At 70.8% G+C, this 19,481-nt stretch carries 17 protein-coding genes; 3 read left to right on the plus strand and 14 right to left on the minus strand.

The window, feature by feature from the left end; translation table 11 throughout:
- Nucleotides 1-444: 444 nt before the first annotated feature.
- Genes tyrS through AC4D2F_RS10640 form a run of 4 tightly spaced genes read right to left on the minus strand, consistent with a single transcriptional unit; the run spans nt 445 to nt 5,303 of the window.
- Nucleotides 445-1,767, minus strand: a complete 1,323-nt coding sequence (tyrS, locus tag AC4D2F_RS10625) for a tyrosine--tRNA ligase (RefSeq protein WP_490910560.1) — start codon at nt 1,765-1,767, stop codon at nt 445-447.
- A gap of 12 nt (nt 1,768-1,779) precedes the next feature.
- Nucleotides 1,780-4,032, minus strand: coding sequence for a HelD family protein (locus AC4D2F_RS10630; RefSeq protein ID WP_490910561.1), 2,253 nt, complete (start codon nt 4,030-4,032; stop codon nt 1,780-1,782).
- A 51-nt stretch (nt 4,033-4,083) separates the two neighbouring features.
- Nucleotides 4,084-4,611, minus strand: coding sequence for an adenine phosphoribosyltransferase (locus AC4D2F_RS10635; protein ID WP_490911087.1), 528 nt, complete (start codon nt 4,609-4,611; stop codon nt 4,084-4,086).
- 50 nt (nt 4,612-4,661) lie between these two features.
- Nucleotides 4,662-5,303, minus strand: coding sequence for a DNA-3-methyladenine glycosylase (locus AC4D2F_RS10640; protein WP_490911088.1), 642 nt, complete (start codon nt 5,301-5,303; stop codon nt 4,662-4,664).
- A gap of 95 nt (nt 5,304-5,398) precedes the next feature.
- Here AC4D2F_RS10640 and AC4D2F_RS10645 point away from each other — a divergent pair, with 95 nt between their 5' ends.
- Both AC4D2F_RS10645 and AC4D2F_RS10650 read left to right on the plus strand, forming a co-directional pair.
- A complete protein-coding gene (locus AC4D2F_RS10645; protein ID WP_490910562.1) occupies nt 5,399-6,934 on the plus strand; it encodes a DNA-3-methyladenine glycosylase 2 family protein in 1,536 nt (511 codons plus the stop codon).
- Between the two features lie 49 nt (nt 6,935-6,983).
- Nucleotides 6,984-7,529 (plus strand): methylated-DNA--[protein]-cysteine S-methyltransferase, encoded by a 546-nt coding sequence (locus AC4D2F_RS10650; protein WP_490910563.1) that lies wholly within the window; start codon nt 6,984-6,986, stop codon nt 7,527-7,529.
- A 13-nt stretch (nt 7,530-7,542) separates the two neighbouring features.
- Here AC4D2F_RS10650 and AC4D2F_RS10655 read toward each other — a convergent pair whose 3' ends face one another.
- Both AC4D2F_RS10655 and AC4D2F_RS10660 read right to left on the minus strand, forming a co-directional pair.
- Nucleotides 7,543-9,441, minus strand: coding sequence for an ABC transporter ATP-binding protein (locus AC4D2F_RS10655; RefSeq protein WP_490910564.1), 1,899 nt, complete (start codon nt 9,439-9,441; stop codon nt 7,543-7,545).
- Nucleotides 9,442-9,530: 89 nt separating this feature from the next.
- Nucleotides 9,531-10,577 (minus strand): FAD-dependent monooxygenase, encoded by a 1,047-nt coding sequence (locus tag AC4D2F_RS10660; protein ID WP_490910565.1) that lies wholly within the window; start codon nt 10,575-10,577, stop codon nt 9,531-9,533.
- A 53-nt stretch (nt 10,578-10,630) separates the two neighbouring features.
- On the opposite strand from AC4D2F_RS10660, the gene AC4D2F_RS10665 reads away from it, so the two are divergent.
- Nucleotides 10,631-11,179 carry a TetR/AcrR family transcriptional regulator gene (locus tag AC4D2F_RS10665; RefSeq protein WP_490910566.1) on the plus strand — a complete coding sequence of 183 codons (549 nt, stop codon included), beginning with the start codon at nt 10,631-10,633 and terminating at the stop codon, nt 11,177-11,179.
- An 81-nt stretch (nt 11,180-11,260) separates the two neighbouring features.
- Here AC4D2F_RS10665 and AC4D2F_RS10670 read toward each other — a convergent pair whose 3' ends face one another.
- From AC4D2F_RS10670 to argB, 8 genes are all read right to left on the minus strand, one after another.
- Nucleotides 11,261-11,743 (minus strand): nuclear transport factor 2 family protein, encoded by a 483-nt coding sequence (locus AC4D2F_RS10670; RefSeq protein WP_490910567.1) that lies wholly within the window; start codon nt 11,741-11,743, stop codon nt 11,261-11,263.
- A gap of 204 nt (nt 11,744-11,947) precedes the next feature.
- Entirely contained in the window at nt 11,948-12,625 is a 678-nt protein-coding gene (locus AC4D2F_RS10675) for an NADPH-dependent F420 reductase (protein WP_490910568.1), read from the minus strand.
- Between the two features lie 237 nt (nt 12,626-12,862).
- Complete coding sequence (gene argH, locus AC4D2F_RS10680) at nt 12,863-14,329, minus strand: argininosuccinate lyase (RefSeq protein ID WP_490910569.1); 1,467 nt, start codon at nt 14,327-14,329, stop codon at nt 12,863-12,865.
- A 74-nt stretch (nt 14,330-14,403) separates the two neighbouring features.
- Nucleotides 14,404-15,606 (minus strand): argininosuccinate synthase, encoded by a 1,203-nt coding sequence (locus AC4D2F_RS10685; RefSeq protein ID WP_490910570.1) that lies wholly within the window; start codon nt 15,604-15,606, stop codon nt 14,404-14,406.
- Between the two features lie 99 nt (nt 15,607-15,705).
- Entirely contained in the window at nt 15,706-16,245 is a 540-nt protein-coding gene (locus tag AC4D2F_RS10690) for an arginine repressor (protein WP_104168946.1), read from the minus strand.
- Nucleotides 16,242-17,210, minus strand: coding sequence for an ornithine carbamoyltransferase (argF, locus tag AC4D2F_RS10695; RefSeq protein ID WP_490910571.1), 969 nt, complete (start codon nt 17,208-17,210; stop codon nt 16,242-16,244). The genes AC4D2F_RS10690 and argF overlap by 4 nt, the downstream gene beginning before the upstream one ends.
- Nucleotides 17,207-18,490, minus strand: a complete 1,284-nt coding sequence (locus AC4D2F_RS10700; protein WP_490910572.1) for an acetylornithine transaminase — start codon at nt 18,488-18,490, stop codon at nt 17,207-17,209. The genes argF and AC4D2F_RS10700 overlap by 4 nt, the downstream gene beginning before the upstream one ends.
- On the minus strand, nt 18,487-19,476 hold the full coding sequence (gene argB, locus AC4D2F_RS10705) for an acetylglutamate kinase (protein ID WP_490910573.1): 990 nt from the start codon (nt 19,474-19,476) through the stop codon (nt 18,487-18,489). Before argB ends, AC4D2F_RS10700 begins: the two co-directional genes overlap by 4 nt.
- Nucleotides 19,477-19,481: the final 5 nt, after the last annotated feature.

The raw sequence follows: 19,481 nt of genomic DNA on the forward strand, positions 1-19,481 counted from the left end.
CCAATCAAAAAACAATCGGTATCAACAAACTTGGCACACTATTGAGTTCTCAAACAACAGGAACAACCGATTACTCACGGAACCCGACGCTCACACGCCCACTCAGCTCCGCTTTCCCTCGCCGTTATGTTCACAGCTTATTTCACTTTCTTTTCCCCTGTCAAATCCCCCGCCGTGACCTAAACCACCAGCAAAAAGAAATACGACAAAAGAACAAACCCACCACAAAAAGAAGCCGAATTCGACCACGCCTCACAGCGCACGAACCGACTACAGAATTTGAAGGGGATGGCCACCCACACCGGGGCAACTCCATAACTATACGGCTGCTCGGCCCCCGCACCAAATCCACCTGGCGTCCACCTGCACGAGGTGCGCCCGGTCATGGAAGGAGCCGGCACACCCCGCGGGGTGTGCCGGCTCTCCGGGTCGTCGCGGGGCCGGTCAGGCCACGTCGATCATGGCCAGGTTGCGCTTGCCGCGGCGCACGAGGAGGTAGCGGCCGTGCAGCAGGTCGTCCTCGCCGATAACGTGGTCGGCGTCGGTGATCTTCGCGTTGTTCACGTAGGCGCCCCCCTCCCCGATGGTGCGACGGGCCGCGGAATTGCTCGCGGACAGGCCGGAGGCGACCAGCAGGTCGACGATGCCCAGTCCGTCCCGGGAGACCGCGACGGAGTCGAGTTCGGCCGTCGCCGCCTCGAGGGTCGCGAGGTCGAGGGACCCGAGGTCGCCCTGCCCGAAGAGGGCCGCCGATGCGGCGATGACCTTCTCGGTCGCGTCGACGCCGTGCACCAGGGCGGTGACGTCATAGGCGAGGGCTCGCTGCGCCGCCCGCTCGTGCGGCCTCTCCGCCATCGCCTGCTCGAGCGCTTCGATCTCCTCACGGCTGCGGAAGGTGAAGATCCGCAGGCGCTCGGCGACGTCGGCGTCGGAGGTGTTCAGCCAGAACTGGAACATCGCGTAGGGGCTGGTCATGGCGGCGTCGAGCCAGATGGCGTTGCCCTCGCTCTTGCCGAACTTGGTGCCGTCCGAGTTGGTGATCAGGGGCGTGCCGATGGCGTGCACGCTCCTGCCCTCGACCTTGCGGACGAGGTCGGTGCCGCTGGTGAGGTTGCCCCACTGGTCGGACCCGCCGGTCTGCAGCACGCAGTCGTAGTCGCGAAACAGCTGCAGGAAATCCATGCCCTGCAGGATCTGGTAGCTGAACTCGGTGTAGCTGATGCCCTCGTCGGAATTGAGCCGCTTGGCGACCGTCTCCTTCCTGATCATGGTGCCGACACGGAAGTACTTGCCCACATCGCGCAGGAAATCGATGACGCTCATCGGGCCGGTCCAGTCGAGGTTGTTCACGATCCGCGCCTTGTTGCCCCCCTCGAAGTCGAGGAAGCGGCGCACCTGGGCCTCGAGGGAACCGACCCACTCGGCGACAGTCTCCTTCGTGTTCATGGTGCGCTCCGCCGTCGGCCGCGGGTCGCCGACGAGGCCGGTGGAGCCGCCGACCAGGCCGAGGGGACGGTGGCCGGCGAGCTGGAGGCGGCGCATCGTCAGCAGCTGCACCAGGTTGCCGAGGTGGAGGCTCGGGGCCGTGGGGTCGAACCCGCAGTAGAAGGTGATGGACGGACCCGCCAGCAGTTCCTTCAGCTCGCCCTCATCGGTGGAGACATGGATCAGACCGCGCCACACGAGCTCGTCGTGGATGCCGTCGAAGGAGGGATCGTTGCGCTGGCCTGCGAGGCCACTGACCGGGATATCTGTTTGCTGGGACACGAGTCCAAATTATCAGTCGGCAATACCAGCAGGAATCCGGCCGCTCGAGATGACGCGGAGGCGCTGCGTGGGGCGGGTCATCGCCACGTAGAGGTCGCCGACCCTGGCCGTCGCGGAATCGAACATCTCCTGCGGTTCGAGGATCACGACGCCGTCGAATTCCAGCCCCTTCGACCCGCGCGGACTGATCACCACGATGTCCTGGCCCGGCCCGCCCGCACCGGAACCGACGCGCTCCCCGTACGCGGGCGCCAGGGCGTCGCGGACGGCAGGCAGCAGGTGGTCCGGCGCGATGACGGCGAGCAGGCCGCCATCGATGGCCGCCAGTTCCTCGGGCATGGCCTGTGCCAGGGCCGCCACGGCGTCGTCCACCGTGTCCAGGAGCGGCGGGAAGCGTCCCTCGCGCACCGCCTTCGGCGCGGACACGACGAGCCCCGCCGCGTTCGCCATGCGCACCGCCGCCTCGGCGATCTGCGCGGGCGTGCGGTAGTTGACGGTGAGCTCCTCGAGCTGCCAGCGGTCACGCACGAAGGGTTCGAGGGCCTGCTGCCAGGACCGCGATCCCGCGGCCGAGCTGGTCTGCGCGATGTCCCCCACGATGGTGAAGGACTTCAGCGGGCAGCGCCGCATCAGCAGGCGCCACTGCATCGGGGAGAGTTCCTGGGCCTCGTCGACCACGATGTGCCCGTAGGCCCAGGTGCGGTCCCCTGAGGCACGCTCGGCGGCCGAGAGCCGGGTGGCGGTCACGGCGTTGTGCTGCGCGAGATCCTCGGCGGTCAGCACCCCGTCCACCCCGGCGTCCTCGAGGGAGGCGTTGACGTTCTCGAGGGCCCGCTCGGCGTTGGCGAGATCGCGTTTCTGCTCCTGCTCGCGGGCGGCGGTGTCGCGTCCGGCCGACGGGTCGAGGTCCCCGAGCAGCTCCGCCGCCTCGTCGAGCAGGGGCACATCCGCTTCGGTCCAGGGGGCGTCCGCGGGCCGGGCGAGGACCGCCAGTTCGTCCTCGTCCAGGTGGGGGGCCGCCGCACGCAGCAGCTCCGGGCGTGCGAACAGTTCGGACACCAGCTTCTGCGGGGTCAGGGGCATCCAGGCGAGATTGAGGGCGATGCGCACGTCGCGGGAGCTGCGGACGTCCTCGGCGAGATAGGAGCGGTCGGCGTTGTTGCCGCCGCCGGAGGATTCCTCGAGTTTGTCCAGCAGCTGCTCGGTGAGCTCGCGGAGGAGGATCTTGACGAAGGTGACGCGCGCTTCGTTGTGGGGTTTCCCGGTCGCCCGGGCACGCTCACGGGCGCGGGCCACCTGCCGCGGGGTGAGGGTGAGCAGGGTGCCTTCGACGTTGAGACGCTTGTTCTCGGACGGGACACGCTCGCGGTTCGCGACGGCGTTGCGGATGACCTCGGCCATCTCCAGCCGGCCCTTGAGGGCTGCCGCGGTCTCGTCCGCTTCCTGGACGGTCCTGACGCCGGGCATCAGGGTGCCGATACCCGCCATGACGACCCCGGTCTCGCCCAGGGACGGCAGGACGCGCTCGATGTACTTCATGAAGGCGTCGGTGGGTCCGACCAGCAGCACGCCGGCGGACTTCAGCCGGTCACGGTGCGTGTACAGGAGGTACGCGGCGCGGTGGAGAGCGACGGCCGTCTTGCCCGTGCCCGGACCGCCCTGGACCACGGTCACCCCCGGCAGCGGCGCCCGGATGATGCGGTCCTGCTCCGCCTGGATGGTGCCCACGATGTCGGACATCTGGCCGGTGCGCCGCGTGTTCAGCGCGGCGAGCAGGGCACCCTCGCCCTGCAGCGAGTCGTCGTCGCCGAGGAGGTCCGCGTCGAGGACGTCGTCCTCGATCGCGACGACGTCGCGCCGCGAGAGGATCAGGTGGCGGCGGCGGCGTACGCCCATGCGCTCGAAGGCCGTCGCCTGGTAGAACGTGCCGGCCTCGGGGGCCCGCCAGTCGACCATGAGCTGCCGGAGGTCCTCGTCGGAGAGGCCGATGCGGCCGATGTAGCGCTTGTCGCCGTCGTCGAGGTCGAGGCGGCCGAAGACGAGGCGGTCGTCGACGGCGTTGAGCTGCGCGAGGCGGTCCTCGTACATCGTCGCGAAGGCGTCCCGCTCCGACCTGTTCTGGTGGGATCCGGCCGCCTGCGTGCGCCGGACCTCGGCGAGCTGGAGGGCCTTTTCCGCACGGAGTTCATCGAGACGCTGGTACAGGCCGTCGACGTAGCCGCGCTCGTGCTCCAGCTCGGCCTTGGCCTGGGACGTCTCGTGCATCGGACATTTCCTTCCATCAAAGGCAGACCGTCAATTCTAGCGTGGTGGACGCTACACGGTTTCGAGCGCGTGCACCCGCCGGCCCGCCAGGGCGTCGCGTCCGGGGAGGTCCGCGAGCTCCAGGACCACACCGCACCCGACGACGATGGCGCCGGCCTGTTCGAGCAACGCTCCCGCGGCGACGAGTGTTCCCCCCGTGGCGAGGACGTCGTCGAGCAGGAGCACGCGCGTCCCGGCGGGCAGGTCCGACTGGTGGATCTCGAGGGACGCCTGACCGTATTCGAGGTCGTAGGACTCCCGGTACACGGCGCGGGGCAGCTTGCCCGCCTTACGGATGGTGACGACGCCGGTGCCGGTCGCGTAGCCGACGGCGGCGGCGAGGAGGAAACCGCGGGCCTCCACCCCGGCGACGGCGTCGAACTGGCCCGCGAAGGCCTCGACGAGCGCGTCGACGACCGCGCGGAAGCCCTGCGCGTCGGAGAAGACCGGCGTCAGGTCCCTGAACATGATGCCGGGCGACGGGAAGTCGGGGACCACCGCGCAGAGGCGGTCCACGGCCTCCCGCGCCTGCGCTGCCAGTCGGGACGCGCCTGCGGCCTGCACCGGGGGGAGGTCCGTATCGCTGATATTCACGGATCAACCTTACGGGCTGCGCGGGGCTTTCCCGGACGGTACCGGGAGACCGTGGGCTCCTCCGGCAGCCAGAAGCGCCACGGATACTCCTCCGTCCCGGCAACGCCGCTGACCCCCACGCGCGGGCCGCTGAGGACCGCCGTCGCGGGCACCTCCGGCAGGACCAGCAGGAAGGGGTGCGCGAGCACGTCCGCGCCGTCGTTCCGGCGGTCGAGGCCGAGCGCCTGTGCAAGGCGTGCGGGTCCCCGGGCGAGGTCGAGGTCCGTCGGCGGATGAGAGCGCCGATCGCGGGCGAGGCCCGTGCCGTCGACGATCTCCCCCGCCCGGAGGAGCAGTCCCGTGGCCCACCCCTCGTTCCCGCACACGATGTTGGCGCAGTAGTGCATGCCGTAGGTGAAGTAGACGTAGAGGTGCCCGGCGGGTCCGAACATCGTCGCGTTCCGCGCGGTCCTGCCCCGGAACGCATGGGAGCCCGGATCGTCCGGGCCGAGGTAGGCCTCGACCTCCGTGATGCGGACGGTGACCTCGCCGTCGTCGGTGCTGTGTGTCAGGTGCGCGCCGAGGAGCGACGGCGCGACCTCGAGGGCACTGCCCCCCAGTCGTGCGCGGGTGTCCGGGTGCGTCCTGCTCTCATCGATCACGCTTCGACCGTAGCAAAGGCGTCACCCGCCCCGCCGTCCGCCGTGTCCGAATCCCGCTAGTACGGAGCCCGGCCGGGTGGCAGGATGACGGCATGGACTTCTGGCAGCAGTACAGGGCGATCGACGCCCGGGACGCCCGCTTCGACGGGCAGTTCGTCACCGCTGTCTCGAGCACGGGCATCTACTGCCGGCCCTCCTGCCCCGCCCGGACGCCGAAACCCGCCAACGTCACCTTCTTCCGCACCTCCGCGGCCGCTCACGAAGCCGGGTATCGCGCCTGCAAGCGGTGCCTGCCCGAGGCCGTTCCGGGGGATCCCGAGTGGAATCTCCGCAGCGACGCGGCGGCCCGCGCCATGCGGCTCATCGCCGACGGCGAGGTGGACCGCGCGGGCGTGCCCGGCCTGGCGGCGCGGCTCGGCTACTCCCCCCGGCAACTCAACCGCATCCTCACGGACGAGCTCGGCGCCGGAGCGCTCGCGCTGGCCCGCGCACACCGCGCCCAGACGGCCCGCACCCTCCTCACCGCCACGACGCTCCGCTTCGCGGACGTGGCGTTCGCCGCGGGCTTCGGGAGCATCCGGCAGTTCAACGACACCGTCCAGCAGGTTTTCGACCTCACCCCGGGCCGGCTGCGCGAGGCCTCACCCCACCGGCCCGGGACGAGCCGCACGCCGGCGCCGGAACCCGGTGGGCCGCTCCGCCTCTCCCTGAACCTGCCCGTGCGGCTGCCGTACGACAACGGCATCTTCCGCTTCCTCGCCGCCCGCGCGGTCGCCGGTCCGGAGATCGGTACTGCGACGAGCTACGAACGCCTGCTCCGCCTGCCGGCCGGGCCCGCGTGGTTCAGGGCCGACCCCGTCGAACCGCGCGGGAACGGGCGGGCAGCGCTGCCCGTCACGGTCTCGGTGGCGGGGCTGGCGGACCTCCCGCCCCTGCTCGGCCGTATCCGGCGGCTGTTCGACCTCGACGCCGACCCCGTGGCGGTCGATGTCGCGCTGTCCCGCGACGCCCGGTTCGCGGCGCTGGTCGCGGACCGGCCGGGCCTGCGCCTGCCCGGGTCGCTGGATCCCCACGAGATGCTGATCCGCGCGATCGCAGGCCAGCAGGTCACGGTGGCTGCGGCGACGACGGCCCTCGCCCGGCTCACTGCGGCGGGGCCGGCGGTCAGTGTGCCGGGCACCGGCCTGGACCGCTTCTTCCCCTCCGCCGAGGACCTCGCCGCCTTGCCCGGGCCCCTCCTGCGGGGGCCGCGTCGGCGTGACGCTGCGCTGCGCGCCGCGGCCGAGAAGCTCGCCTCCGGGACCCTCGCGCTCGGGATCGGCTCCGATGCCGCCCCGCTGCGCGCGGATCTGCTGCGGCTGGACGGCGTGGGACCCTGGACGGCCGACTACGTCCTGATGCGCGTGCTCGGCCACCCGGACATCCACCTCCCGGGCGACGCCGCCGTCCGCGCAGGCTGGGCCCGGGTCACGGAGGGCTCGACCCCAGGAGGTTCTGCTGTCGCCCTCGAGGCCGCGATGGCCGACGTCCGGCCCTGGCGCTCCTACGCGACCCTGCACCTGTGGCGGACCGCCCCGGCACCGACCGCCCTCCCGTCCGCCGGGAGAACCGTCGATGACGCCGCCTGACCACCTCGCCACGTACCCTGGACCGACCCACCGAACGGATGCCCCCGCCATGAGCGCAACCCTCGCCCCACCCGCCGTCCTCCGCGGCGCCACCACCGAGACCGTCGACACGCCCGACGGCCCCTTCACCGTGATCGAGGCGGAGGGCGCGGTCCTCTCGTCCGGCTGGACCTCCCTCCGGGAAGACCTGGTCGGGCAGATCCACCCGAGCCTCCTGGCCGCCCGCTTCGACCCTGCCGCGTCGGCCCTGCGACCCATCCTCGACACCGTGGCCCGCTACTACGACGGGGACGTCGACGCCATCACGGCGGTGCGGGTGCGACAGGCATCCGGTCCGTTCCGTACCCACGCCTGGGACGTCCTGCGCACGATCCCCCCCGGCGCACCGGTCACCTACCTCGAGTACGCCACCCGGGCGGGCAACCCGACCGCGGTCCGCGCCGCTGCGGGAGCGTGTGCGAAGAACGCCGCCGCGCTCTTCGTCCCCTGCCACAGAGTCATCAGGACGGACGGCTCGCTTGGCGGCTTCCGCTGGGGGCTGCCGGTCAAGCAGCGGCTCCTCGACCGGGAGGCCCGTTCAGCGCCGGCCACCTGACCCGCCGGGCGCTTCAGGCGTGGGCCACCAGGCGCTGCCGGGCCGCCATGTCACGGTAGAGGTCGCTGCTCTCGAGGAGTTCATCGTGCGTGCCGACCGCGGCGACCCGCCCCTGGTCCAGCACCACGATCTGGTCGAAGTCCGCCACCGTGGACAGGCGGTGGGCGACGACGACCACGGTGCGATCCCGTGCGGCCTCCCCCAGCGTCTGCTGGAGCAGCTGCTCGGTCCGCGAATCGACGGCCGACGTCGGCTCGTCCATCAGCAGGACGGGACGGTCGGCGAGGATCACGCGGGCCCACGCGAGGCGTTGCCGCTGGCCGCCCGAGAGCCGGATCCCGTCCTCGCCCAGATTCAGGTCCAGGCCGTCGTCCGACCGATCCCCCAGCGCGTCGAGCCCGACCGCCGCGAGGACGCGGCGGAGCTGGTCGTCCGTGGCGTGCGGGGCTGCCAGCCGGAGGTTGTCCGCCAGGGTGCCGCTGAGGACGGGGGCCTCCTGCTCCACGAGGCCGATGCGCGCGCGCAGCTCCGAGCGCGGGATCGCCGGCAGCGCGACGCCGTCCACCACGATGCTGCCTGCTGTCGGTTCGTAGAACCGCTCCAGCAGGGCCAGCACCGTGGACTTGCCGGCACCCGAGGGCCCCACGAGGGCCGTCCTGCTGCCCGCGGGGACGGTGAAGCTGACGCCGTCGAGGACCGGCCGGCCGGCATCGCCGTCCCGTCCGCGCCCCTCCGGGGCGCCGGGCACCACCGGGGAGACGGGTGACACCGGCGAGGCCGGCCCGCTCGCTGCCACCTGTCGCTCGTTCGCGGCACCCACGGCGGGGTCGAGGTCATCCGCGTCGTCGTCGCCGTAGCGGAAGCTGACCTCGCGCAGTTCGATGGTGCTGCCGTGGACAGGGGGCGACGGTTCCGGTGCGCGTGCGACGAGGCGCTCCTCGTCCGCCCGTTCCGGCTCCAGCCGGGCGATCTCCTGGATGCGGTCCAGCGCCGCGAGGCCGGACTGGATCTGTACGAACGCGCTCATGGCGGACCCGATGGGCATCACGAGCAGGAACAGGTACAGGATGAAGGCGATCAGGTCGCCGAGCAGCAGTTCACCGGCGGCCACCCGGATCCCGCCGACGGCCAGGACCACGATGAATGCGCCCTGGACGCAGATGGACATGATGGGCTGGACGGCGGCCTGGAGGCGGGCCATGGCGATGCCGGCGTTGTAGGCCGTGGTCGCCTCGACGTCGATCACCGCGGCCTCGCGGTCCTCGGCGACCGACGCCTTGATGGTGCGGATGCCGGAGAGCCCCCGCTCGACGGCGGCGGTCATCGAGCCGACGGCGTCCTGGACGTCGCGGCTGCGCTTGCGGATGAGGCGCCCGAGGAACACGACGCCTCCCGCTCCCAGCAGGACGGCCGACAGCGTGATGCCGAACAGCAGGGGGTCGATGAGGACCATGAGGACGACGGCCGCGCAGAACATCAGGATGGAGGAGACGATCTCGAACAGGCCGGAGGTGATGACGCTGCGCATGAGGGTGGTGTCCGAACCGACCCTCGACATGAGGTCGCCGACGCGGCGGCGGTCGAACTCGCGGATGGGCAGCGCGAGCAGTTGTCCCACCAGGGACCGGCGCACCCCGAGGACCACGGACTCCGCGGTGCGCTGCAGGAGGTAGGACTGGGCCGCCCCGAAGACGGCTCCACCCAGGGTGATGGCGACGAGGAACCACACGAAGACGGTGGCGGGGCGGTTCGCTGACACCGCGTTGACGAGCTGCTGAACCATGAGGGGTTGGGCGATCGAGAGGCCCGTCGAGACGAGGGAGACGACGGCGACCAGCACGAGGACGCGCACGTGCCCCCGCAGGTAGGGGAAGAATTCCCGGAGCGTGGCGCGCGGGGCGGTGGGCTGCATGCTCACACGATGCGCCGGGCGGTGCGCGGTGTCAAAGCACTTCGCGGCGGGCGTAGCGGAGCCGGCGGGTCCGCCCGGGAAGGATCCCACTACACATCGGATCGTGGCCGGGCGTGATCGCCGGGTGTCGTCGGGATCGTCTGCCCCGGCGCGCAATGGATGAGGGTGTGGACGGCGAGGGATGCGGCCGCGGTCAGTTGGGTGACCCGGCGCCGGGACCTGTCGTAGGCGGCCAGTGCGCGGTCCACGCGGTCGTGCGCCTCGAGGTTGCCGACCAGGGACAGGGCGTCGAGGATCGCCTCGTTCGCGCCGCGCCCGAGGTCCGGCGTCATGGCATGGGCAGCGTCACCGATCAGGGCCACATTCCCCAGCTGGTACCGCGGCAACCGGCGTGCCAGGTGATGGATGTCGTGTCGCAGGACACTCCCCTCACCGATGCTCGCGACGGTCGCGGCCACCGCCCCGTCCCAATGCCCGAACAGCCTCCGAAGCTCCTCGGACTCCTCTTGCCCTGACACGCGCCGGGCCGGTGGCACCGTCGCCGTCGCATACCAGTTCGTTCCCCCGCTCGGCCTGCCACTGATCCCGAAGCGACGGCGCTCGCCCCAGTACTCGGTCAGGCCAACGGTCGTCACCTCGGCTGTCCCCCGCCACACCGTGGTGCCGGTCGCGGTCGCGCGGTACGCACGGCCGAAGAGTGCGCCGCGCAGGGTGCTGTGGACGCCATCTGCTCCGACGACCAGCGCGGCGTCCGCGCACGCACTGGCAAGATCGCCTGCCGCCAGAGGGTGACCGAGGACGAGCGCCGGCTCCGGCAGGGAGTCCCGGAGAAGGCCGGCGAGGTCCGCCCGCTCGATCAGGACGGCCCCGGACAGGGGCCGGGACGGTGAGATCGGCAGACCTCCGCGCGTGCGGAGCTGCAGGCCGGTGAGGGGGATCACCCGAGCCTCGATCCCGGGGCCGAGCCCGAGGGATTCGAGTCCGTTCACTGCAGTCCGCTGCAGCAGGACCGCCGTGCCGGAGGCGCGCACCGTCGGTTCCTGCTCCAGCACCTGAACCGACCACCCCGCACGGTGCAGCCCGACAGCGACCGTGAGTCCAGCAATGCCCGCGCCCACAACTGTCGCTGTCGTCATACCGCGAACGTACTACGTTTGTAGTTCCTGCACAACAGGTGTAGTTTCATCGGGTGGAACGTCGAGAAGTGCTGTGCACCGCTGCCGTGTCCCTGCTCGCCGCAGGGGGGCCGCGCGCGCTCACACACCGCGCCGTGGACCGCACAGCGGGCGTGCCGCTCGGCTCGACGTCGAACCTGTTCAGGACACAGGAGGCTCTCGTGAGCGCCGTCGTCGACTTCCTGGTGCTGGCGGATCACCGGGAGCTGGGGCGGCTCCGGAGTGGGAGTCCCGGGACAGCGGACGACGTGGCGGCACCTTTGGCCCGCTTCGCGTCGGCAGCCGGGACCACCGGCCGTGACCATGCACGGGCCAGGCAGGCACTCCTGGTCCACGCCTCTGACACGCCGTCGTCCGCAGCAGCCCTCGCGGAGGGCCGCCAGCGACTCATCGTCTGGGGTACGGACGCTCTGCGATCCATCGGCGTCACCCGACCGGAGGAGAAGTCCGCCCTGATCGTCGGGATGGTGGACGGGATGATCAGCGCCACGGTATTCATGGGTCTTCCGGTCGAGGAATCGGCGTTGGCCTCCGCGATCCGTGCCATCATCACCGATCCGTGAGGCTGGACGCCCGGTCTGCAGGCGGGGGCTGCGGAGGGTTTCCGGAGTCCCGCGACCGCCTGCGCGGTGAACCGCCACTCGTCAGCGATCCTCGTGCGCGCGATCATTGGGGACTGCTCGATCGGGTTCGTCCACAGGGCGACCGGCATACCACTCATGGAACTCGGTACACCGCCCCGAGCCGTCGAACCGGAGGAACCAGATGTTGTCGTATGCCGTGACCACCCGGTCACTCTCCGGCTGGTAGAAGACGGTCCTGCCATGGGCGACGACCCGGTCGCCCTCAATGGCGACCGGATGGTACTTGGCGTCGAAGGACTCGCCTACGAAGTCGTCACGCTCGCTCATCCACTCAGCGACGATCCGGTCGCGTCCTGATGCTCGCGTCTGGAAGGGGTAATGCCAGACAGCACCCTCCGACCATAGATCTGAAATGGCTCCTTCGTCGTAGCTCTTCCACGCCGCCACATACGCATCGAGCCACTTCTGCGCGGCGGGCCTGGTGATCAGCACCGGTTGCATTGGAGCGTTGTGCCACTCCGGTTGCTCCAAGAAGTCCGTCATCCTCGCATCGTAGCCAGGGAACCGCCCGTGGGGTTCGCCCATAGCCCGATCGTCGAACGTTCGGGGCGGGCGTTGTCGTGCAACAGGTCGGCGGTGGGTGAGGTTGTCCCGCTCAGAACCGTGTGCACGATGTGGATGGTGATGGGAGGGAGCATGATCTCGCCACGGAGGTTTCCCGGTTCGGGCACGGAGGAACCGTCGGGTTCAGCGGACGATCTTGAAGTTGAAGGCAGGTGTGCCGAGAGCACTGTAGAGGCGGAGCCAGACGGGCAGGAGCATCTCGGTGCCTCGGGCGGTGGTGATATCGCCGAGATCGATGATGTCCTGGTGGCCGAACTCTTCCAGCAGGGCCGTCACGGTGTGCTTGGCGTCGGCGTCGTTCCCGGAGACGAAGACGGTGCCGGCCTCGGGCAGGTTCCCCGGATGGGCCATGAGGTCTGCCGTGACGGCGTTGAGCGACTTGACGACGCGGGCGGTGGGGAAGGCGCGCTGAATCTGCTCGCCGAGAGAGTCTGTGTCCTTGACGAGCAGGGTCGGCGGCATGCCGCGGCTGAAGTCGAGGGGGTTGGCGAGGTCGAGGACGACCTTGCCGTCGAGGCCCTCCATCCCGACCCGAGCCAGCGCGTCCATGGACGCACTGCCGTTCGTCGCGTTGATGACGATCTCCGCCCCCGAGGCAGCATCAGCGAAGCCGCGCACAGTGACGTCGGGGTTCGCGGCCGCCCAGTCGGCGAAGGGTGCGTTGCCCAGGGCGTCGGCCTCCTTGCGGGCAAGCGTGGCCTGGGCATCGCGGGTGCCGAGAGTGACATCGTGCCCCAATTCGATGAGCCGCGCGGCAAGCGTGCGCCCGACGGAGCCGGTTCCGAGGATAGCGATTCTCATGGCGTGATCTCTCCTCCGGGGGTTCTCCGAGTCGTGCACCGACCCCGATGTGACGGATCGTCCTCGAAATTCTGTGACGGATCGATCGGTCTGTCCAGTTGGAGGCAGCAGGTTCGGTGAGGGAATTGGGAGGATCGGGGTTGCTGGTGGCGCGTAGGACGGGCCGTCACCGGCATGAGCGACGGCGGCGCGACCCCAGGAGGAGCCGCGCCGCCATCGGTGGCCAGGAGTGGACCGTCAGCCGGCGGCGTACGCCTCGACGCCGTCGAGCTCGGCGCGCAGCGCGGTGAGCTGGCGTCGGACGGCGGCCGGAGCCGTACCGCCCTGCGCGTCGCGGCTGGCCAGCGATCCTTCGACCGTGAGCACCTCGCGCACCGCGGGCGTCAGGTGCGCGGAGATCCCGGCGAACTCCTCATCGGTCAGGTCCCACAGCTCCACACCGCGCTGCTCGGCGATCCTGACGGCGGCGCCCGAGAGCTCGTGCGCCTCACGGAACGGCACGCCCTGACGGACGAGCCACTCGGCGATGTCCGTCGCGAGGGCGAAGCCCTGAGGGGCGAGGGAGGTCAGGCGCTCCGTGTCGAACACGAGGGTCGCGATCATGCCCGAGACCGCGGGCAGCAGGACCTCGAGGGTGTCGACGGCGTCGAACACCGGCTCCTTGTCCTCCTGCAGGTCCCGGTTGTAGGCGAGGGGCAGTCCCTTCAGTGTGGCGAGCAGTCCCGTCAGGTCGCCGATCAGCCGCCCCGCCTTGCCGCGCGCGAGCTCGGCGACGTCGGGGTTCTTCTTCTGCGGCATGATCGACGAGCCGGTCGAGAAGGCGTCGTCGAGCGTGACGAAGGAGAACTCCTTCGTGGCCCAGATGATGATTTCCTCGCTCACGCGGGAGAGATCCACCCCGATCATCGCGGCGATCCAGGCGAACTCCGCGTAGACGTCCCGCGACGCCGTCCCGTCGATCGAGTTGTGCGTCGCGGAGAAGAATCCGAGGTCAGCGGCGACGGATTCGGGGTCCAGGCCCAGCGAGGACCCGGCGAGGGCGCCCGAACCGTAGGGTGAGACCCCGGCACGCCGATCCCAGTCCTGCAGCCGCTGCACGTCCCGCAGCAGGGCCCAGGCATGGGCCAGCAGGTGGTGGCTCAGCAGCACCGGTTGGGCGTGCTGCAGGTGCGTGCGTCCCGGCATCGGCACCTCGAGGTGGGCCTCGGCCTGGTCGACCAGGGCACCGATCGTCGCGAGGACGCCGCGGGCGATGATCCGCGCGTGGTCCCGGAGGTACATGCGTCCGAGCGTCGCCACCTGGTCGTTGCGGGAACGGCCCGCACGCAGCTTGCCGCCGAGCGCCGGGCCGGCACGCTCGATGAGGCCGCGCTCGAGCGACCCGTGGACGTCCTCGTCGCTCGGCGCCGGTGCGTACGCGCCGGACCGCACGTCGGCGTCGAGACGGTCGAGGGCGTCGATCATCCCGGCGAGTTCGCCGTCGTCGAGCAGGCCGGCGCGGTGGAGCACGCGGGCGTGGGCGCGGGAGCCCTCGATGTCGTAGACCGCCAGCCGCCAGTCGAAGTGCGTGGACTTGCTGAGCGCGGCGAGGGCGTCGGCGGGGCCGCCGGCGAACCGGCCGCCCCACAGCGAACCCTCGTTCGTCCCCGGGCGCCCCCCGACCTCGCTTCGCTCGGCCGGGGACCCCTGCGCTCGTGGGGCCATCGGGCGCCCCCCGACCTCGCTTCGCTCGGCCGGGGACCCCTGCGCTCGTGGGCCCACCACGGGCTCTTGAGCCATCAGGCGCCCGCCCGCTGGTCCCGGCTCGAGGCCACCTTGGAGGACAGGCCGAAGATCTCGATGAAGCCGCGGGCCATCGACTGGTCGAAGGTGTCGCCGGAATCGTAGGTCGCGAGGTTGAAGTCGTAGAGCGCGACGTCGGAGCGGCGGCCGGTGACGGTCGCGCGGCCGCCGTGGAGGTCCATGCGGATGTCGCCGGTGACGTACTTCTGCGTGTCGTCGACGAAGGTGTCCAGCGAGCGCTTCAGCGGCGAGAACCACTGGCCGTCGTACACCAGTTCGGTCCAGCGCTGGTCGACGGTCTTCTTGAAGCGGGCCTGCTCGCGCTCGATGGTGACGTTCTCGAGTTCGCGGTGCGCGGCGATGAGGGCCATCGCGCCGGGGGCCTCGTAGATCTCGCGACTCTTGATGCCGACGAGGCGGTCCTCGACGATGTCGATGCGGCCGATCCCCTGGGCACCGGCCCGGCGGTTGAGCTCCTCGATGGCCTGCAGCGGCGTGACGGTGTTGCCGTCGATGGCTACGGGGATGCCCTCCTTGAAGGAGATGATCACCTCGTCGGCGGCGGGTGGGAACTCGGGCGACTCGGTGTAGTCGTAGACGTCCTTGGTGGGTCCGTTCCAGATGTCCTCGAGGAACCCGGTCTCGACGGCGCGGCCCCAGACGTTCTGGTCGATGGAGAACGGGTTCTTCTTGGTGGTCTCGATGGGCAGGCCCTTCTCCTCGGCGAAGGCGATGGCCTTGTCGCGCGTGAGGGCGAGGTCGCGGACGGGGGCGATGCACTTCAGGTCGGGGCCGAGGGTCTGGATGCCGACCTCGAAGCGCACCTGGTCGTTGCCCTTGCCGGTGCAGCCGTGGGACACGGTCGTGGCGCCGAACTGACGCGCGGCGGCGACGAGGTGCTTGACGATCACGGGCCGGGACAGCGCGGAGACGAGGGGGTAGGCGTCCATGTAGAGCGCGTTCGTCTTCAGGGCGGGCATGCAGTAGTCGGTGGCGAACTCCTCACGGGCATCGGCCACGTAGGCTTCGACGGCGCCGCAGCCGAGCGCGCGCTGGCGGATGGTCTCGAGGGATTCGCCGCCCTGTCCGACGTCGACGGCCACGGCGATCACCTCGGCCCCGGTGGCTTCGGCGATCCAGCCGATGGCTACGGAGGTGTCGAGTCCGCCGGAGTAGGCGAGGACGATGCGTTCGGTCACGGGAGGTGCTCCTTCGATTGTCCGGGCGGTGCGCCCGTGGGTGTGTTGATGTTCAGGGTGTCATGCCGCGGCCGGCGCATGGCCGGGCGTCATGACGGGTCAGGACGGGTCGGCGGGCCCTTGCGGTTCCTGCGCGAGTCCGAGGAAGCGGTCGGCGACGGCGGCGCCGCCGTCGGGGTCGCGGCTGACGAGCATCACGGTGTCGTCGCCGGCGATGGTGCCGAGGATCGTGGGCATCACCGAGTGGTCGATGGCCAGGGCGAGGAAGTTCGCGGCTCCCGGCGGCGTCCGCAGGATGACGATGTTCCCCGAGGCCTCCGCCGTCACGAGCAGTTCGTTGCACAGCTTCGCGAGCCGCGCGTCGAGGATCTCCTGGGACACGCCGCTGCGGGCGTGCCGGCCGCCGCCCTCCACGGGCACCGCGTAGATCAGCGCGCCCTCGGCTCCGCGGACGCGCACGACGCCGAGCTCCACGAGGTCCCGCGACAGCGTCCCCTGGTTGACCTGCACGCCGTCGGCGGCGAGCAGGGTGGCCAGCTCCACCTGCGAGCGCACGGACCGGGCGGTGAGGAGGTCCGTGATGAGGGCGTGCCGGGCGGTCTTCGTGGTGAGGCGGGCGGAATCGCGCTGCACGGTCATGAGCCACTCCCCTGCCCGTCGTCGGATCGGGCGGACCGCTGCACGAGCCATGTCATGAGCGCCTTCTGCGCGTGCAGCCGGTTCTCGGCCTCGTCCCAGACGAGCGACTGCGGGCCGTCGATGACGTCGCCGGCGATCTCGTAGCCGCGGTAGGCGGGGAGGCAGTGGAGCACGACGGCGTCGGGCGCGGCCAGCGCCATGGCGGCGGCGTCGACGGCGTAGGAGCGGAACAGCTCCTGCCGTGCCGCCTTCTCCTCCTCCTGGCCCATCGACACCCAGGTGTCGGTGGCGACGACGTCGGCCCCTGCGAGCGCGGCGGCGGCGTCCACGGTGACGAGGACGGACCCGCCGGTCTCGGCCGCCCTATCCTCGGCCGCGGCCACGACCGCCGGGTCGGGGAGGTAGCCCTCGGGCCCGGCGATCCGGACGTGCATCCCGGCCGTGGCCCCGGCGAGGAGGTAGGAGTTGGCCATGTTGTTGGCGCTGTCCCCCAGGTACGTCAGGGTGAGCCCGGCGAGCGTGCCCTTGTGCTCCCGGATGGTGAGCAGGTCCGCGAGCAGCTGGCACGGGTGGTAGTCGTCCGAGAGGGCGTTGATGACGGGGACGCTCGACGCCGCGGCCATCTCCTCGAGTCCGGCCTGGGCGTAGGTGCGCCACACGATCGTCGCGACCATCCGGTCGAGGACCCTGGCGGTGTCGGTGATGGATTCCTTGTGCCCGAGCTGGGAGTCCCCCGCCCCGATGATCAGCGGCACTCCGCCGAGGTCCGCGACGCCGGCGGCGAAGGACACCCGGGTCCGGGTGGAGGTCTTGTCGAAGATGACGGCGACCGTCCTGCGGCCCGCGCCCTCCCCCGCGAACGGCGCATGGGCGTAGGGCTTCGCCTTGAGTTCGACGGCGAGGTCGAGGACCTCGGTCTGCTCGGCGGGTGAGAGATCCGTGTCGACGAGGAAGTGGCGCGTCATGGGGTTGCCTCCCGGGTGTCGGAGTGTGCGGTGCGGGCGGTGGTGAGGATGGCGGGCAGGGCGTCCAGGAACGTCGCTGCCTGCTCGGCGGTGAGGATGAGCGGAGGTGCGAGTCGAAGGGTCGAGGGCCCCGTCGCGTTGATGATGAATCCTGCGGCGAGCGCCGCCTGGACCGCCTCCGGTGCATACTCGCCGTCGACGTCGAACCCGATGAGCAGGCCCTGGCCGCGCACCGCGGTGACCCCGTCGGTGGCTGCGAGCCGCGAGGCGAGGAAGGCGCCGACGTCGGACGCGTGCTGCAGGGCGCCCGTCGTCTCGAGGACGTGCAGCGTGGCGAGGCCCGCCGCGGTGGCCACGGGGTTCCCCCCGAAGGTGCTGCCGTGCTGGCCCGCGCCGATCAGCGAGGAGGCGTCCTCGCCGAACGTGACGAGCGCGCCGATCGGGAAGCCGCCGCCGAGGCCCTTGGCGAGCGTCATGGCATCGGGGACCACGCCGTCGACCCACTGGTGGGCGAACCAGCGGCCCGTCCGCGCGACGCCGGACTGGACCTCGTCGAGGATGAGCAGCGCCCCGTGTTCGCGGGTCAGCTCCCGCGCTGCACGCAGGTACTCGGGCGAGAGGGGCCGGACGCCGGCCTCGCCCTGGATGGGTTCGATGACGAGCGCTGCCACGGAGGAGTCCATGGCGGACCTGAGTGCCTCGATGTCGTCGAAGGGGATGTGCTTCACGCCGCCGGGCAGGGGCTCGAAGGGTTCGCGGTAGGCCTTCTTGGACGTGAGGGCGAGGGCCCCCATGGTGCGGCCGTGGAAGGCGCCGTCGAGGGCGAGGATGCGCTGCCGCCCCGGTGTGCTGTTGCGTCGTGCGAGCTTGACCGCGGCCTCGAGGGCCTCCGCACCGGAGTTGGTGAAGAACACGCGGGACCCGGTGGGCGCCTCGGCGAGGGCCAGGAGCTTCTCGGCGAGCGCCACCTGCGTGGGGCTCGTGAAGAAGTTGGAGATGTGGCCGAGGGTCGCGAGCTGGCTGGAGACGACGGAGGTGACGAAGGGGTGCGCGTGCCCGAGGGCGTTGACCGCGATGCCGCCGAGGAGGTCGAGGTACTGCCCGCCGTCGGCGTCCCACACGAAGCAGCCGGATCCGCGCACCAGCACGCGCTGCGGCGTCCCGAAGACGCCCATCAGCGAGGAGCCGTAGCGGGCCAGCCAGTCCGCGCCGGACGTCCCGCCGGTGAGCAGGTCCGCGGTCTCGTGGACGGCTGTGGTGTTCACGGTGGTGTTGTTCATGCTGCCCCTTCGGGAGCCGTGGGCTGCGGGGTGACGGTCGCGTCGTCGGGGACCACCTGCGTGCCGATGCCCGCCGTGGTGAAGGTCTCGAGCAGCATCGAGTGGGCCAGCCGCCCGTCGACGATGTGCGCGCGCTCCACCCCGGCCTCGACGGCCTGCAGGCATGCCGTCATCTTCGGGATCATGCCGGATTCGAGGCTGGGCAGGAGCTCGCGGAGTTCGCTCGCGGTCAGGGAGGAGATGAGGGAGCTGCGGTCCGGCCAGGCCGCGTAGAGCCCCTCCACGTCGGTGAGGATCACGAGCTTCGAGGCCCCGAGGGCGGCGGCCAGCGCCGCGGCGGCGGAGTCGGCGTTCACGTTGAGGACCTGCTGCACGGCCTCGCCGTCGGCGTCGTACTCCGGGGCGACGGTGGAGATCACGGGGATGCGCCCGGCCTGGAGGATGTCGAGGATGGCGCCGGGATGGACGGCGGTCACGTCACCGACGAGCCCGAGATCCACGGTCTCGCCGTCGACGACGGTCCCGGTGCGGACCGCGCGCAGCAGCCCGCCGTCCTCGCCGGACAGGCCGACGGCATAGGGGCCGTGGGAGTTGATGAGGCCTACGAGTTCGCGGCCCACCTGGCCGGTGAGGACCATCCGGACCACGTCCATGGCTTCGGGGGTCGTCACGCGCAGGCCGCCCTTGAACTCGGACTCGATGCCGAGTTTCTGGAGCATCGCGTTGATCTGGGGGCCGCCGCCGTGCACCACGACGGGCCGGATGCCCACATGGTGGAGGAAGACGACGTCCTCGGCGAAGGCCCGGCGCATCTCCTCGTTCACCATGGCGTTGCCGCCGTACTTGATGACCATCGTGGTGCCGGCGAACCGCTGGATCCAGGGCAGCGCCTCCACCAGTGTGGCGGCCTTGTCCTGCGCCTTCAGGGTCGAGGCCGACGGCGTCGCCGTCGGGTGCGTGTCGGTGCTCGTGTCACTGCTCGTCATGGCGT

This window comes from Arthrobacter sp. TJ-263 (genome assembly GCF_058269155.1).